15 protein-coding genes are annotated in these 15,486 nt (G+C 64.5%); 13 read left to right on the top strand and 2 right to left on the bottom strand.

The window, feature by feature from the left end; all coding sequences use genetic code 11:
* The first annotated feature begins 8 nt into the window (after window positions 1–8).
* The 5 genes from speB (ACT6VE_RS29825) to ACT6VE_RS29845 are packed head-to-tail and all read left to right on the top strand — an operon-like array spanning window position 9 to window position 3,602.
* Window positions 9–980, top strand: a complete 972-nt coding sequence (gene speB / locus ACT6VE_RS29825; RefSeq protein ID WP_444801879.1) for an agmatinase — start codon at window positions 9–11, stop codon at window positions 978–980.
* Window positions 981–983: 3 nt separating this feature from the next.
* The gene (locus ACT6VE_RS29830) at window positions 984–1,766 is read left to right on the top strand and encodes an SDR family NAD(P)-dependent oxidoreductase (RefSeq protein ID WP_444801880.1); all 783 of its coding nucleotides are present in this window, start codon (window positions 984–986) and stop codon (window positions 1,764–1,766) included.
* A complete protein-coding gene (locus ACT6VE_RS29835) occupies window positions 1,763–2,503 on the top strand; it encodes an SDR family NAD(P)-dependent oxidoreductase (protein ID WP_444801881.1) in 741 nt (246 codons plus the stop codon). Before ACT6VE_RS29830 ends, ACT6VE_RS29835 begins: the two co-directional genes overlap by 4 nt.
* A complete protein-coding gene (locus tag ACT6VE_RS29840) occupies window positions 2,500–3,390 on the top strand; it encodes a polysaccharide deacetylase family protein (RefSeq protein ID WP_444801882.1) in 891 nt (296 codons plus the stop codon). Before ACT6VE_RS29835 ends, ACT6VE_RS29840 begins: the two co-directional genes overlap by 4 nt.
* Window positions 3,391–3,425: 35 nt before the next feature.
* Window positions 3,426–3,602, top strand: a complete 177-nt coding sequence (locus ACT6VE_RS29845) for a hypothetical protein (RefSeq protein ID WP_444801883.1) — start codon at window positions 3,426–3,428, stop codon at window positions 3,600–3,602.
* Window positions 3,603–3,761: 159 nt separating this feature from the next.
* On the opposite strand, the gene ACT6VE_RS29850 is transcribed toward ACT6VE_RS29845, so the two are convergent.
* Window positions 3,762–4,694, bottom strand: coding sequence for a LysR family transcriptional regulator (locus ACT6VE_RS29850; RefSeq protein ID WP_444801884.1), 933 nt, complete (start codon window positions 4,692–4,694; stop codon window positions 3,762–3,764).
* A gap of 91 nt (window positions 4,695–4,785) precedes the next feature.
* Between ACT6VE_RS29850 and speB (ACT6VE_RS29855) the strand changes: the two genes are divergently transcribed.
* The 5 genes from speB (ACT6VE_RS29855) to betA all read left to right on the top strand — a co-directional run bounded on the left by speB (ACT6VE_RS29855) (window position 4,786) and on the right by betA (window position 10,760).
* Window positions 4,786–5,763 (top strand): agmatinase, encoded by a 978-nt coding sequence (gene speB, locus ACT6VE_RS29855; RefSeq protein WP_444801885.1) that lies wholly within the window; start codon window positions 4,786–4,788, stop codon window positions 5,761–5,763.
* A 43-nt stretch (window positions 5,764–5,806) separates the two neighbouring features.
* On the top strand, window positions 5,807–7,315 hold the full coding sequence (locus ACT6VE_RS29860) for an aldehyde dehydrogenase family protein (protein WP_444801886.1): 1,509 nt from the start codon (window positions 5,807–5,809) through the stop codon (window positions 7,313–7,315).
* Window positions 7,316–7,424: 109 nt separating this feature from the next.
* A complete protein-coding gene (locus ACT6VE_RS29865; RefSeq protein WP_444801887.1) occupies window positions 7,425–7,592 on the top strand; it encodes a hypothetical protein in 168 nt (55 codons plus the stop codon).
* A 1-nt stretch (window position 7,593) separates the two neighbouring features.
* Window positions 7,594–9,057: a purine-cytosine permease family protein gene (locus ACT6VE_RS29870; protein WP_444801888.1), complete on the top strand. Its 1,464-nt coding sequence runs from the start codon at window positions 7,594–7,596 to the stop codon at window positions 9,055–9,057.
* Window positions 9,058–9,074: 17 nt separating this feature from the next.
* Window positions 9,075–10,760 carry a choline dehydrogenase gene (gene betA, locus ACT6VE_RS29875; protein WP_444801889.1) on the top strand — a complete coding sequence of 562 codons (1,686 nt, stop codon included), beginning with the start codon at window positions 9,075–9,077 and terminating at the stop codon, window positions 10,758–10,760.
* Window positions 10,761–10,918: 158 nt separating this feature from the next.
* On the opposite strand, the gene pdxR is transcribed toward betA, so the two are convergent.
* Window positions 10,919–12,403: a MocR-like pyridoxine biosynthesis transcription factor PdxR gene (pdxR, locus tag ACT6VE_RS29880; RefSeq protein ID WP_444801890.1), complete on the bottom strand. Its 1,485-nt coding sequence runs from the start codon at window positions 12,401–12,403 to the stop codon at window positions 10,919–10,921.
* Between the two features lie 224 nt (window positions 12,404–12,627).
* Here pdxR and ACT6VE_RS29885 point away from each other — a divergent pair, with 224 nt between their 5' ends.
* The 3 genes from ACT6VE_RS29885 (at window position 12,628) to ACT6VE_RS29895 (ending at window position 15,485) form a co-directional block, all read left to right on the top strand.
* The gene (locus ACT6VE_RS29885) at window positions 12,628–13,746 is read left to right on the top strand and encodes an ABC transporter substrate-binding protein (protein ID WP_444801891.1); all 1,119 of its coding nucleotides are present in this window, start codon (window positions 12,628–12,630) and stop codon (window positions 13,744–13,746) included.
* Between the two features lie 69 nt (window positions 13,747–13,815).
* Window positions 13,816–14,700 (top strand): ABC transporter permease, encoded by an 885-nt coding sequence (locus ACT6VE_RS29890; RefSeq protein ID WP_444801892.1) that lies wholly within the window; start codon window positions 13,816–13,818, stop codon window positions 14,698–14,700.
* Window positions 14,697–15,485 carry an ABC transporter permease gene (locus ACT6VE_RS29895; protein WP_444801893.1) on the top strand — a complete coding sequence of 263 codons (789 nt, stop codon included), beginning with the start codon at window positions 14,697–14,699 and terminating at the stop codon, window positions 15,483–15,485. The genes ACT6VE_RS29890 and ACT6VE_RS29895 overlap by 4 nt, the downstream gene beginning before the upstream one ends.
* Window position 15,486 lies beyond the last annotated feature (1 nt).

The raw sequence follows: 15,486 nt of genomic DNA on the forward strand, positions 1-15,486 counted from the left end.
GAACGACCATGGCCAGCAATTCCTATGAAACCGGACGCCTGAACCTGCCGTTTGTCGGCATCTGCACCTTCGGCAAATATCCCTACCAGCCCGACTGGGATGCCATCGACGCCGATGTGGCCGTCCTCGGCGCACCCTTCGACTGCGGCACGCAATGGCGCGCCGGCACCCGTTTCGGGCCGCGCTCCATCCGCGAGGCCTCCACCCTGTTCTCCTTCGGCCATGGCGGTGCCTATGACCACGAGGACGACGCTACCTACCTGCCGAGCGGCGAGGTCTCCATCGTCGATATCGGCGATGCCGACATCGTCCATACCGACACGATGAAGAGCCATGCCAATATCGAATTCGGCGTGCGCAAGATCCTGGAAGCCGGTGCGCTGCCGGTGGTGTTGGGCGGCGACCATTCCATCAACATCCCCTGCATCAACGCCTTTGCCGAGGATTGCGAAAAGAACGGCCCGATCCATATCGTGCAGATCGACGCCCATCTCGATTTCGTCGACGAGCGCCATGGTGTGCGCTACGGCCACGGCAACCCGATGCGCCGCGCGGCGGAAAAGTCTTATGTCAGCGGCCTGTCACAGCTCGGCATCCGCAACGTCTCGTCGACGGCCAAGGAAGGCTATGAGGACGCCCGCAAGATGGGCTCCGATATCCTGTCGGTGCGCCAGATCCGGGCGCTCGGAACACAAGCGGTGGCCGAGCGCGTGCCGGCGGGTGCGCGCTACTACGTGACCATCGACATCGACGGCTTCGATCCGTCGATCGCACCGGGTACGGGCACGCCGTCGCATGGCGGCTTCATCTATTACGAGGTGCTGGAGATCCTGGCGGCGCTGACCAAGCGCGGCACGGTCGTCGGCATCGACCTGGTCGAGGTCGCGCCCGACTACGACCATTCCGGCTCCACCTCCATCCTGGCCGCGCAGGTTCTCATGAACCTCATCGGCCGCGTCATGCATGCAAGGAAAGGCTGAACCATGGGACGGCTTCAATACGATTTTTCCGGCGAGCACGTGCTCGTCACGGGTGCGAGCCGTGGCATCGGCCGGGCGGTGGCGGAGGGGTTCGCCGCCGCCGGTGCCGAGGTAACGATCCTCTCTTCCGGTGCCGGCATTCATGATACGGCGCGCGAAATGTCGGCCCGTTTCGGCCGCACGGTCGCCGCGCTCGAATGCGATATCACCGACAGCGCTGCCGTGAAGGCAGCGCTTACGCCGCTCGGCCGCATCGACGTGCTCGTCAACAATGCGGGGCTGGAGCGCATCACGCCGCTGCTCGATCCCGATGCCGAAATCGAAGAGACGTTCCGGCGCATCACCGACATCAACACCAACGGCACGTTCTATGTCACCCGCAATGCCGTGCCGCATATGGCGGAGGGCGGGCGCATCATCGTGACGGCTTCGATCTGGAGCCGTGTCGCGGTGCCGGAGTTTTCCGCCTATATCACCTCCAAGCACGCCAATCTCGGTTTCACCCGCGTGATGGCGAAAGAGCTCGGCCCCAAGGGCATTCGTGTCAACGCCGTCTGCCCCGGCTGGGTGCGCACGGAAGCGGCCATGCTGTCGCTGAAAAACATGTCGCTGCGCACCGGGCGTAGCGAGGAGGACCTGCTGGCCGAAATCGTCGGCGCGCAGGTTCTGCCCGGCCTGCTGGAGCCTGCGGATCTTGCCGCACCCTATCTTTTCCTTGCCTCCGATGGGGCAAAGGACATGACGGGCCAGGGGCTGATGCTCGATCGCGGCGAGGTGATGGCATGAGCCGGCGCGTTCTAGTGACAGGTGCCTATCGTGGCATCGGCGCGGCCTGCGCCTTGGCTTTTGCCGGAACAGGTGCGCGCGTCGCACTCGCCGACATCCGCAAGCCCGATGAAACCGCTGCAGCGGCGGCCAAGGCAGGAGCGGCGGAAACGCTGGCGCTTGCCTGCGACGTCTCCGACGAAGGCGCCGTCCTTTCGGTCGGCGAGGCGGTGAAGAAAACGTTCGGCGGGCTGGACGTAGTCGTGCATTGCGCAGGCGTCATTCACGAAGCCCCCTTGCTGGAAACCCCGGTCGCCGATTTCGACCGGGTGATCGCGATCAACCTGCGCGGCAGTTTCCTTGTCGGGAAAATGGCGATCGGATTGATGGAAGAGGGCACGGTGGAGGCGCCGGCCCGGGTGATCATGATCGCCTCGGACATGGCCTATTACGGCCGGGAGACCTTCTCGCCCTATGTCGCCTCGAAACACGGCGTCCTGGGTCTGGTCCGCTCCTGGGCGAAGGAATTCGCGCCACGCGTGCTGGTCAACGCCATCTGCCCCGGCCCGATCGACACCGAAATGCTCGGCGCGGCGAACATGAGCGCCGAGTGGCGCGCCAGGGAACTCGCCATTCCGCTCGCCCGCTTCGGCCAGCCGGAGGAAATCGGCGAACTGGCGCTCTTCCTCGCAGGCTCCGGCGGGCGCTATTTCACCGGACAGGGCGTCGGCAGCAACGGCGGGAGCATCATGCCATGATCAAGAACCCCATTCCCTGGCCGAACGGCGCGAAATGCGCCGCCTGCATCACCTTCGACATGGACGCGGATAGCCTCATCCATATCGCCCATCCAGAGGACGGCCATTCCCGCGTTTCGGCGATCTCCATGCTGCAATACGGGCCGAAGGTGGCGATCCCGCGCATCGTGGAAAGCTACCGCCAGCTCGGCATCAAGCAGACCTTCTTCGTTCCGGCGTGGTGCATAGAGCAATATCCGCAGGCAATCGAAGCCATTCTGGAGGGCGGCCACGAACTTGCCCATCACGGCTTCCTGCATGAGCATCCGCGTGAGCTTTCGGATGAAGACGAGGCCTATTGGCTGGATCGCAGCATCGATGTGATCGTGAAGGCGAGCGGCCGGCGGCCGCGCGGTTGGCGGGCACCGCTCTACAACTTTTCCCACCGGTCGGCCGATCTGCTCGTCTCGCGCGGCTTCGAGTATGACGCCTCGCTGATGGGGGACGATATTCCCTATCTGCTGGAATGCGAAGCCGGCCAATTGGTCGAACTACCCTCGCACTGGGGTCTCGACGACTGGCCGCAATATGTCCAGTCGATGGACCTCGACTACATGATGCCGATTCGTGCGCCGGAACAGGGGTTCGCGCCCTTCGTGCAGGAATTCGAGGCCGCTTACCGGCACGGCGCGCTCTGGGTGCCGGTCGTGCATCCCTTCGCCACCGGGCGCCTTGCGCGCTGGGAAGTGGTGCACCGGTTCCTCGAGCAGGTTGTTCAGCGGGGGGACGTCTGGTTCGCTCCGATGGAGGAGATCGCGGCGCATGTGCGCACGGTTGTCGATAAGGGGCTGTGGTCGCCAAGGATCGACCGGCTGCCCTACTACACCGAACCCGTTCGGGTTCGGTGACGGCTGCAAGGGGCAGGCCCAAGGAAGGGCGGGATATGCTGCGCGGCCTCGGCTATGTGGTCGCAAACCGGGGCGACAAGAACGTGGGCAGTGAAACAGCTGCCTGCCTTGCGCTTTCCAGCTGGGCAAGGCGGATGCTGTGCCGCCTTGCCCAGATGCCTCTTACCATAAAGCGATTGCTGGGCGTGAAGGAGCCATTCTGCGAGGATTGAGGAGGTGCCACACGCCTCAATCCTTAGAGGCTGCGTTTTTCGTTTAGCAAAGCAAGCACTATTTCGGCGCTGGCCTTGCCGCCGCGTGGACCTTGAATCGAACGCCGCTTGCCCAACGACGGGCGAAGTCGTGATGCCGAAGAGTGGCAAGAGGCAAGTTCAGTGCGGCTTGTGTACGCTGTCGGTAATGGCCGCTGCCAGTGTCTCGGCCGCGCGGGAGGGCCGGTTCCGAGGATAGGCGATGTGGAACATGTCCTCGAAGGTCATGCGCTCGGGCGCGAGCATTCGCAGGCGGCCGGTGCGGACCCATTCTTCGGCATAGTGGTCGGGCAGGAAACCGATGTAGGCGCCGGAAAGAAGGAGCAGGAGTGTGCCTTCCATATGCGGTGTCGCGGCGGCCCAGGTGAAGTTCACGCCGCAGATCGTCTCGTTAAGCATGTAGGTGCGGCCGGCGAAAGACTGGGCGGCGAGCACCGTGTCGGTGAGGTCGGCATCGCTGAGGGTGAAGAGGGGGTGGCCTTCGGCGCAGTAGAGTTTCTGCCCTTCGGAGAAGACCGGCTGGCTACGGAAATGCGGCGTGACGCTGCCGACCGAGGGCATCAGCACGATCTGATAAGTGCCGTTTAAAAGGCCCTGGTGCAGCACCTGCGGCGCGGCGACGTCGATTTCCAGATGCACGCGCGGCGCCTGGGCATGGAAGGCGGCGAGGGCGCCCTGCAAGTCGAGATCGCGGTTGGTGATCATGGCATCGACAGTGCCGAAGCTGAGATTGCCGGAGAGTTCTCCCTGCGCCTCGCCGATGCGGCTCTGAAATTTTTCCAGCGAGCCGAACAGCTCCTGCGCCGCATCATAGACGAGCCGACCTTCGTCCGTCAGCAGGAAGCCGCTCCGCCCGCGGCTGCACAGGCGCAGGCCGAGCCGCTCTTCGAGGTGGCGCATATGGGTGGAGATTGTTGCCTGGGTCATGCCCAGGGCCGGTTGCGCGGCGGAAAAGCCGCCGTGCTGCACGACTGAGGCGAAGACGCGCAGGAGCCTGAGCTCCGCATCGCCGAGTGAAAGATTGAGAACGCGGTGGCGGATTTTGTTGATCATGCATTGATTAACGCACAAGTGAACATGCAATCATAGATACTTTTAAATGTATCGCCGTTTGGCACACTCCCTGCACTCGTGGAGGAGTGACATGGCCAGCAATTCCTATGAAACCGGACGCCTGAACCTGCCGTTTGTCGGCATCTGCACCTTCGGCAAATATCCCTACCAGCCGGATTGGGATGCCATCGACGCCGATGTGGCGGTCCTCGGCGCACCCTTCGACTGTGGCACGCAATGGCGCGCCGGCACCCGCTTCGGGCCGCGCTCCATCCGCGAGGCCTCCACCCTGTTCTCCTTCGGCCATGGCGGCGCCTATGACCACGAGGACGACGCCACCTACCTGCCGAGCGAAGCGGTCTCCATCGTCGATATCGGCGATGCCGACATCGTCCACACCGACACCATGAGGAGCCATGCCAATATCGAATTCGGCGTGCGCAAGATCCTGGAGGCTGGTGCGCTCCCGGTGGTGCTGGGCGGCGACCATTCCATCAACATCCCCTGCATCAACGCCTTTGCCGAGGATTGCGAAAAGAACGGCCCGATCCATATCGTGCAGATCGATGCCCATCTCGATTTCGTCGATGAGCGCCATGGTGTGCGCTACGGCCACGGCAACCCGATGCGCCGCGCGGCGGAAAAGTCTTATGTCAGCGGCCTGTCACAGCTCGGCATCCGCAACGTCTCGTCGACGGCCAAGGAAGGCTATGAGGATGCCCGCAAGATGGGCTCCGACATCCTGTCGGTGCGCCAGATCCGGGCGCTCGGAACACAAGCGGTGGCCGAGCGCGTGCCGGCGGGAGCACGCTACTACGTGACCATCGACATCGACGGCTTCGATCCGTCGATCGCACCGGGCACCGGCACGCCGTCGCATGGCGGCTTCATCTATTACGAGGTGCTGGAGATCCTGGCGGCGCTGACCAAGCGCGGCACGGTCGTCGGCATCGATCTGGTCGAGGTCGCGCCCGACTATGACCATTCCGGCTCCACCTCCATCCTGGCCGCGCAGGTTCTCATGAACCTCATCGGCCGCGTCATGCATGCAAGAGCCGAAAAACGTTGATCGAAGACCCCACGCCCACAGTGGCTGACGAGGAGGGCATGACATGGACGAAAACGTCCGCAAATATCTGGATCACTATGGCGTCAGCGACGCGACGCGGCGGTTTCTGGCGAAACCCCAGAAGATGTTCATCGACGGCGCCTGGGTCGATAGCGGCAATGGCGCGACCTTCGATGTCTTCGAGCCCTCCACGGGCGGTCTGGTCACCCGCGTGCCCTCCGGCACGACGGATGATCTCGATCGGGCCGTCCGCGCCGCGCGCCGGCAGTTTGACGGCGGGGAATGGCGCCGCCTGAAACCGCTCGAACGCGAGCGCCTGCTGCATCGCCTCGCCGATCTGATCGAGGCCCATGGCGACGAGCTTGCCGAGATCGAGGCGATCGACATGGGCAAGTCCGTGGCCTTCGCCCGGGAGATCGATATCCAGGGCACGGTCGATACGTTCCGCTATTTTGCCGGCTGGCCCTCCAAACTGCACGGGCGCACGGTCGAGCCGTCCATTCCCGGCAACTATCTGGCCTATACCCGCAAGGAGCCGCTCGGCGTGGTCGCCGCCATCGTGCCGTGGAATTTTCCGCTCCAGACCATGGCCTGGAAGCTCGCGGCCGCCCTTGCCGTCGGCTGCACCACCGTCGTCAAGCCGGCCGAACTGACCTCGCTCTCCACGCTACGTTTCGCGGAACTGGTGCAGGAGGCCGGCATTCCCGATGGCGTGGTTAATATCGTGACGGGCAAAGGCAGCGTCATCGGCGCGGCCATGTCGACCCATCCCGGCATCGACAAGGTCACCTTTACCGGCTCGACGCCCGTCGGGCAGGAGGTCGGCCGCACCGCCGTCGGCAATCTCAAACATGTCACGCTGGAACTCGGCGGCAAATCGCCCGTGCTGGTGCTCGATGATGCCGATTTGCAGAGTGCAGCCCGCGCGGTGGCGAACGGCGTGTTCTTCAACTCCGGGCAGGTCTGCGATGCAGGCACGCGCGTCTATGTCCAGCGTTCGGTGCATGACGCCTTCCTCGATGAACTGGTCGCCGTTACCCGCACGCTAAAAATCGCGCCGGGTCTCGACCGTGACTGCTACATCGGTCCCATGGTGTCGGCGCAGCAGAAGAAGGTCGTCTCCACCTATATCGAGGCCGGCCGCCGCGAAGGCGCCGAGTTGATCTATGGCGGCGGCAGTCCGGCGGGGCCGGGCCATTTCGTCGAGCCCGCCATCTTCGCCCACTGCAAGCCGGGGATGAGCATCGTGCGCGAGGAGATTTTTGGGCCGGTTCTGGTGACCAGCCCCTTCGATACGCTGGAGGATGCGGTTTCGCTCGCGAACGACACACCCTTCGGCCTCGCCGCCGCGATCTATTCGAACGACCTGTCGCGCGTGCACACGCTCATCCCGCGCCTCCATGCGGGCTCCATCTACGTCAACGCGCACAGCACGATCGATCCGTCCATGCCCTTCGGCGGCTTCAAGGCCTCGGGCTTCGGCAAGGATCTGGGGCCGGAACAGCTCGACTACCTGATGGAGACCAAGGCCGTGTGGATCACGCTGCCATGACATTCGCCGGCCGCCGCCCATGGGCGGCCGGTTCGCACGATCAGCGGCTGATGGAGCCGCATTCATCGCGGAAAGACGCCGAAGGCGCGACGCGAAAAGGGGAACGACAATGGAAAACGATATCGCCTGGCAGAACGAACTGGCGCGCCGCGCCCGCATCTATGAGGACATCGAGGCGGGGCACCGTTTCGAGGGCAAGATGACTGTCATCGACTATGCCGCCATGAGCGCGCTGACGCTCGTGCTGGTCGTGGTCTTCTGGATCTGGGGGGCTTGAGATGACCGATCACGTTGTCCATGGCGGGCTGACCGCCGTCGAAGCCGAACGGGAGGAAGCCAACCGCAACCGCGCCGCCGCCGAACGCGGCGATGCGCCGCTCTTGCCGTCCGAACGGCTCTGGGGCTTCTGGGAGTTCACCTATGCCAATTCGGCGCTTGCCATCGCCACCTGGGCCTTCCTGATCGGCGGTTCGGTCGGTCTTTTTGTCGGGCCGAAGGAGGGCATTGCCGCCATCGTCATCGGCAATATCATCGGCGTCATGCTGACGGCGCTTTCCACCACGCCGCTCTCCGGCCGCTACGGCATCGAGCAGTTCGTCGCGCTGCGCAGCCAGTTCGGCTACAATGGCAGCCGCGTCGTCTATGTGCTGGCCGTCGTGGTGCTCACCATGGGCTGGCTCGCGGTTCTCGCCATGATGTTCGGCCGCTCGATCGACGGGCTGGCGGCGCTCAGCGCCGGGGAGGCGGCCAACCCGACCGGCATCAAGATGATCATTGCCGCGGTCGGCGCCATCCTCGTCACCTGGTTCATCGTCGCCAGAGGGCCGACCTCGATCAAGTTCTTCAACATGGTCGTCTCGCCCGCGCTGGTGATCCTGATGATCGTGATGCTCTACCTCATCCTCCAGCAGCGCTCCTTCTCCGAGCTGCTGGCGATGCCGGCGCTGGCGCCACCCTTCGAGGACAACACGCTCAACTTCATCATCGCCATCGAGGTGAACCTTGCCGCCGGCTTCTCCTGGTGGCCCTATATCGGCAACCTCGCGCGCCTGACGAAGAACGAGCGCACCGCCTTCTGGCCGAATGTCATCGGCATCTTCGGCGCCGCCACCCTTGGCGAAATCGTGGGCCTGCTCGCCGCCGTTGCACTCGGCGACAGCGATCCGACCATCTGGATGACCAAGATCGCCGGCCCCGTCATCGGCATCATCGCCCTGCTCTTCGTCGCTTTCGCCAACATGACCTCGATGGCGAACATTCTCTACACCTCCATCGTCGGTCTCCGGCAGGTCGGCACGGCGTCCGTGCGCGCCATGTCCTGGGGCGGGATCCTCTTCCTGTTCTGCGTCATTCCGCTCGGCCTCGTGGTCTTCTATCCGCAGATGTATGACGGGTTCTTCATCTTCCTCGTCTGGACCTCGGCGCTCAACTCCGCGCTCGCTGGTATCGGTATTGCCGACTACTTCTTCCTGCGCCGCCAGAAGCTCGACATGCGCAGCCTGCATGCTCCGCAGGAAAACGGTCCCTACCGTTTCTGGGGCGGTTTCAATCCGATCGGCCTCTTTGCACTCGCCGTCGGCTTCGGCGTCTATGTCCTTGTCTTCAATCCGCAGACGCTCGCAAGCCTGCCGATCTTCAAATACCTCACGGCCTCCGTGCCCTCCTGCCTTGCGGCCGGCACGGTCCACTATGTCCTGACCCGGCTCTTCGCCCGTGGGCGCGGCTGGGGCCTCTATCCGTAATCTTCGGGAAAACCGTCATGACCGACAGCTACGACTATATCATCATCGGTGCCGGATCCGCCGGCTGCGTGCTTGCCAACCGTCTCTCCGAGGACCCGGCCACCAAGGTTCTGGTCCTCGAATATGGCGGCAGCGACAAGTCGATCTTCATCCAGATGCCGACGGCGCTGTCCATTCCGATGAACGGCGCCAAGTATAACTGGAAATACATGACGCTGCCGGAGCCCGGCCTCGACGGGCGCCGGGTCCACTGCCCGCGTGGAAAGGTCATCGGCGGGTCCTCCTCGATCAACGGACTCGTCTACATGCGCGGCCATGCCAGCGATTTCGACCAGTGGGAGGAACTGGGTGCGCGCGGCTGGCGCTATGCCAATTGCCTGCCCTATTTCCAGCGCGCCGAGAGCTGGCAGGACGGCGGCGACGCCTATCGTGGCGCCGCCGGACCGCTTTCCACCAATGCCGGCAACAAGATGAAGAACCCGCTCTACGGCGCCTTCGTCGATGCCGGCCGCGAGGCAGGCTACATCACCACCGAGGATCCGAACGGTCATATGCAGGAAGGGTTCGGCCCGATGCATATGACTGTCAAGGACGGCGTGCGCTGGTCGACGGCCAATGCCTACCTGAAGCCGGCGATGAGCCGGCCGAACCTTACCGTTATCACCCATGCCATGACACGGCGCGTGCTCCTGGACGGGAAACGCGCCGTCGGCGTCGAATACGAATTGGGCGGCGAGCGCGTCGTGGCGAAAGCCACCCGCGAAGTGCTGATCTCCTCCGGCCCGATCGGCTCGCCGCATCTCCTGCAACGCTCCGGCATCGGCCCGGCGGCGGTGCTGCGGCAGGCGGGCGTCGACGTGCTGCACGATCTTCCGGGCGTCGGCGAGAACCTGCAGGACCATTCCGAGGTCTATATCCAATATGCCTGCAAGGAGCCGATCACGCTGAACGGCAAGATGGGCCTTCTCAGCCGCGCCCTGATCGGCGCGGAATGGCTGCTGTTCAAGAAGGGGCTGTCGGTCTCCAACCATTTCGAGAGCGGCGGTTTCATCCGCTCCGATGCTTCACTGCAATGGCCGGATATCCAGTTCCATTTCCTGCCCGCCGCCATGCGCTACGACGGCAAAAAACCGCTCGAAGGCCACGGTTTCATGGTGCTGACCGGGCCGAACAAGCCGAAGAGCCGCGGCTATGTGCGCCTGCGCTCGCCGGAGGCGCACGAGCAGCCGGATATCCTCTTCAACTATCTCGACCGCGAGGAGGACCGCGAAGGGTTCCGGCGTTGTTTGAGGCTGACACGCGAGATCATCGCCCAGCCGGCCTTCGACCGCTTCCGCGGCGAAGAGATGGCGCCGGGCAAGAATGTGCGCAGCAATGACGAGATCGACGCCTGGGTGCGCGAGACCATGGAAAGCACCTATCACCCCTGCGGCTCCTGCCGCATGGGCGAGGATGCCATGGCGGTGGTGAACAGCGACCTCAAGGTGCGCGGCCTCGAGGGGCTTCGCGTCATCGACAGCTCCGTCTTCCCCGCCGAGCCGAACGCCAATCTCAACGCGCCGACGATCATGCTGGCCGAGCGTGCTTCCGACATCGTGCGCGGCAAGCCGCTGCTTGCCGCCTCGAATGCCGAGGTTGGCGTCGCGCCGGGTGTCGGCGTCACGCAGCGCAGCGGCACGCCCGTGCGCGCGGTGCAGCCATAGGAGGCAGGGATGTTGCGGGGCATAGGATACGTCGTCGCGCGCCGGGATCGCGACGATCCGGAAGAGCCGCATGATTGGGCGCTGTTCATCGAAGCCCTTTTTCGCGGGTTGATGGGCCGCTTCGGCCGCGAACCTCGTTCGGAGCGGCGGGAGCGGCCTCACGGCTGGGAGAGCGCCTCGGCGAGACGGCCGAGATAGGGCTTCATGCGTTCAGCGGGCACGCCGGCATAGCCGAGGATGAGCGCGCCCGGCCGGGGCGTGGTGATCGCATAGTCGGACAGCGGATAACATTGCAGCCCGGTTTCGAGCACCGCGCGATGCGCTGCCCGGTCGTCTCGGTCGCCATCCAGCCAGGCGAGTGCATTGAGCCCGCTTTCAGAGCATTCAATGCGGGCAAGCCCGGCAAGGGCCGTCCGGCCGACCGCGTGGAAAGCCGCGCGGCGTTCGGCATAGAGGCCGCGCATGCGCCGCAGGTGGCTGGCGAAATGGCCGCCGCCGATGAATTCGGCAAGGGCAAGCTGCGTCTCCACCGGCACGCTGCGGTGGATCAGGCCCGAGAGGTTGCGGAAGGTGCCGACGAGGCGCGGCGGCAGCACGAGATAGCCGACGCGAATGCCGGGATAGAGCGCCTTGCTGAAGCTGCCCGCATAGATGACCCGGTCATGGCTGTCGATGGAGCGCATGGAGGGCAGCGGCGCACCGTCGTAGCGGAACTCGCTGTCGTAATCGTCCTCGATGATCCAGTTGTCGTTGGTTCGTGCCCATTCCAGGAGGGCGAGCCGACGCGGCAGCGACAGCGTCACCCCGAGCGGATGGTGGCGCGAGGGCATGACGAAGGCGAGGCGCGCGTCGGGATGGCGCGCCATGGCGCCCGCGACATCCATGCCGTCTGCATCGACATCCACGGTGCAGAGATTCAGGCCGAGCGTGCGAAAAAGGTTGCTGGTCGTTACCGGACCGGGGTCCTCGAACCAGACGCCGTCGCCGGGATTGGCCAGCGCCAGCGCGGCGAGCGTGAAGGCGGCGTGCCCGCCGGGCGTGATGACGATCTGCTCCGGATCGCAAGGGTCGCGCCGGTGGAGCGCCAGATATTCGGCGATCCGCTGGCGCAGTTCCAGTTCGCCGGCGACGTCGCCATAACCCATGGTCGCCGCCTTGCCGTTGCGCGTCGCGGCGTTCCAGCACTTGCGCCAGACGGCAAAGGGAAAGCGGTCGAGCGCCGGCTGGTTGGGCAGGAAGGGCTTTGGCTCCATCCGGCCGATTTCGGCCGATACCGCACGAGACTGTTCGCCGATCCGCGACAGGCGCGGCTCTGCGACATCCGGTGCGTCGCCGCGGGCAGGCGTAAAGTGCAGTTTCGTCAATTGGCGCGGCAGGGCGGCCGAGACGAAGGTGCCGGCGCCCTGCCGCGCCTCCAGATACCCCTCCGCCTTCAGGTTCTCCAGCACCCGCACCAGCGTCTGGCGCGACAGGCCCAGTTCCTCGGCAAGGATGCGGCTTGCCGGCAGGCGGGTTCCCGCGCGCAGGTGCCCGCGCAGGATCGCCATGCGCAACTGGTCCTGCACCTGGCGGAATTTCGGGAGGGCGATCGCGGCGTCGAGGCGAAGGAAGGGCAGGATCGGCCCCTCGAACTGTTTGGCCAAGGGCATGTCTCCGAAAATTGGTACAGTCGGATACATCATAATGGACGTTTCATTGTTGTCCAATTGTTACATTCTGTTCCTACAAGAAAACGCACAGATGCAGCCCCCGAGGACGCAGACAGGTGCAAGGGGAACCGGACGGGCGGCGAGGCCGACGACCGGTTGCAAGGACAGCCAGCAGCCATCGCCCACGAGCCGTCGCGGACGGTCAACAGGAGGACTCCATGAAACGCTATCTATCCCGTGCCACGAGCCGCGCGTTCGTCTCCACGCTTGCCCTTGCGGTCGCGCTGCCGGGCCTGGCCCGCGCCGAAGCCCCGCAGGACCTCGTGGATGCCGCCACCAAGGAAGGCATGCTGACGGTCATCGCGCTGCCGCATGACTGGTGCAACTACGGCGAGGTCATTGCCGGCTTCAAGGCCAAATATCCGGGCATCGAAGTCAACGAGCTGAACCCCGACGCCGGCACGGCCGACGAACTGGAAGCGATCCGCGCCAACAAGGGCAATACCGGCTCGCAGGCGCCCGACGTCGTCGACCTCGGCCTCGCCTTCGCGCCGGCTGCAGCCGCAGAGGGACTGCTTCAGCCCCATATGGTGGCGACCTGGGACGAAATCCCGGCCAATATCAAGGATGAAAAGGGCTATTGGTACGGCGACTACTACGGCGTCATGGCCTTCGGCGTGAACAAGGACTTGCTCGCAAACACGCCGACCGACTGGTCGGACCTTTCCAAGCCCGAATATTCCGGCGCCGTGGCGCTGACAGGCGATCCACGCTCCTCGGCGCAGGCGATTCTCGCGCTGATGTCGGCGGGTATTTCGCGCGGCGCCAAGCCCGGTGCAGAGTCCGGCGCCAAGGGACTGGAACTCTTCGCGGAGCTGAACAAATCCGGCAACTTCGTGCCCGTGCTCGGCAAGGCCGGCACGATCGCCCAGGGCCAGACCCCGATCGTCGCCGCCTGGGACTACAACCTGCTTGCCTGGCGCGACGCGCTCAATGGCAATCCGCCGATGGAGGTGATCGTGCCGACAAGCGGCGTGGTGGCCGGCGTCTATGTGCAGGCGATCTCGGCCTATGCGCCGCATCCCAACGCCGCCAAGCTCTGGATGGAATATCTCTATTCCGACGAGGGCCAGATCGGCTGGCTGAAGGGCTACTGCCACCCGGCGCGCTTCAACGCCATGCTGAAGGCCGGCAAGTTCCCGCAAGAGCTTCTCGACAAGCTGCCGCCGGCGGAAGCCTATGAGAAGGCCATCTTCCCGAGCGTCGAGGAACTGGACGCCAACAAGACCGCCATCGTCGAAGGCTGGGACAAGATTGTCGGCGCCAACGTGAAATAAGGCGCGCGTTCGTTACGGAGGCTCCGCTTGCTGCGGAGCCTCCCGCTGCCCCACCATCAGGAAAATCCGATGACGACAAGCGCGGCATTCCTGCCGGCCGCCCTCAGGCCGCGGCAGGTTCTCAACTGGTTCGGGGTTGCTCCCTTCTTCATCTTCGCCACGCTGTTCCTGATCCTGCCGACGTTCAACATCGTCGTCGGCGCGTTCCGCAACACGGACGGGCAGGTGACGCTGGAAAATCTCGGCAAGCTCTTCTCGCCGTCGATCCGGTCGGCCTTCTTGATCTCCATCGAACTCAGCCTGCTGACGGCGGTGCTCGGCTGCCTGTTCGGTTTCCTCATTGCCGCCGCCATCACGCTTGGCGACCTGCCGCGCCCGTTGCGCAACGCCATCCTCACCTTTTCCGGCGTCGCCTCGAATTTCGCCGGCGTGCCGCTCGCCTTCGCCTTCATCGCCACGCTCGGCCGTCTCGGCTTCGTGACCATGCTGCTGCGCAACTGGTTCGACATCAACCTCTACGGCTCCGGCTTCAGCATCGTCTCGTTCCTCGGCCTCGCACTCACCTATCTCTATTTCCAGATCCCGCTGATGGTGCTGATCATCACGCCGGCGCTGGAAGGGCTCCGGCGCGAATGGCGCGAGGCGGCTGCAAGCCTCGGGGCCAACGGCTTCCAGTATTGGCGCATGGTGGCGCTGCCGGTGCTATGGCCGTCGCTGCTCGGCACGCTGGCGCTGCTCTTCGCCAATGCCTTTGGCGCCGTCGCCACCGCCATTGCGCTCACCGGCTCGTCGCTTTCGATTGCACCCATCGTGCTCTTCGCGCAGATCCGCGGCGACGTGCTCAACGATCCGCATCTCGGTTACGCCATCGCCTTTGCCATGATCGTGCTGACCGGCATCGCCAACGGCATCTACATCCTCCTGCGCATGCGCGCCGAACGGTGGGTCAAATGACGGGAAAACGCCTCTGGTCCTGGCTCGCCGTCGTGTTCGGCGGGCTCTATTTCCTGCTGCCGCTCCTCGGCATGTTCGATTTCTCGATGCGCATGAAGCGCGGCGAATACAGTTTCGAGGCCTATCGCGTGGTACTGGCCGATCCGCAGTTCCAGCAGACCTTCGGCTATTCGGTGGTGCTGGCGCTGCTGACCATCGTGCTCGGCATCCTGATCGTCGTGCCGACGGCCTATTTCGTGCGGCTGCGCTTTCCGGGCCTGCGCCCCGTCGTGGAATTCATCACGCTGCTGCCGCTGGTCATTCCGCCGATCGTGATCGTCTTCGGCTATATCCGCGTCTACAACACCTCCTCAATCCTGCCGCTGACGGGAAGCTGGTGGGGCACCAACATCCTGTTGCTGTTCGGCTATGCGACGCTGTCGCTGCCCTACATGTACCGCGCGGTGGACACCGGCCTGCGCACCATCGACATCGCCAGCCTCACCGAGGCGGCGCTAAGCCTCGGGGCCGGCTCGGCGCGCATCCTCGCCGTCGTCATCCTGCCGAACGTCTTCGTCTCGGTCATGTCGGGGGCGTTCCTGACCTTTGCCATCGTCATCGGCGAATATGTTTTTGCCGCGCTGCTGAATGTCAATTCCTTCGGCCCCTACATGGTCTGGATGGGCGGCAACCGGGCCTACGAGCCCTCGGCGCTCGCCGTCGTCGCCTTCGCCATTACCTGGGCCTGCATGGGGCTGATGCAGCTCTTCACCCGCTTTTCCAAATTCTCCACCGCGAGGCGCTGAC

This window comes from Shinella sp. (assembly GCF_052438155.1).
Lineage (GTDB): Bacteria > Pseudomonadota > Alphaproteobacteria > Rhizobiales > Rhizobiaceae > Shinella.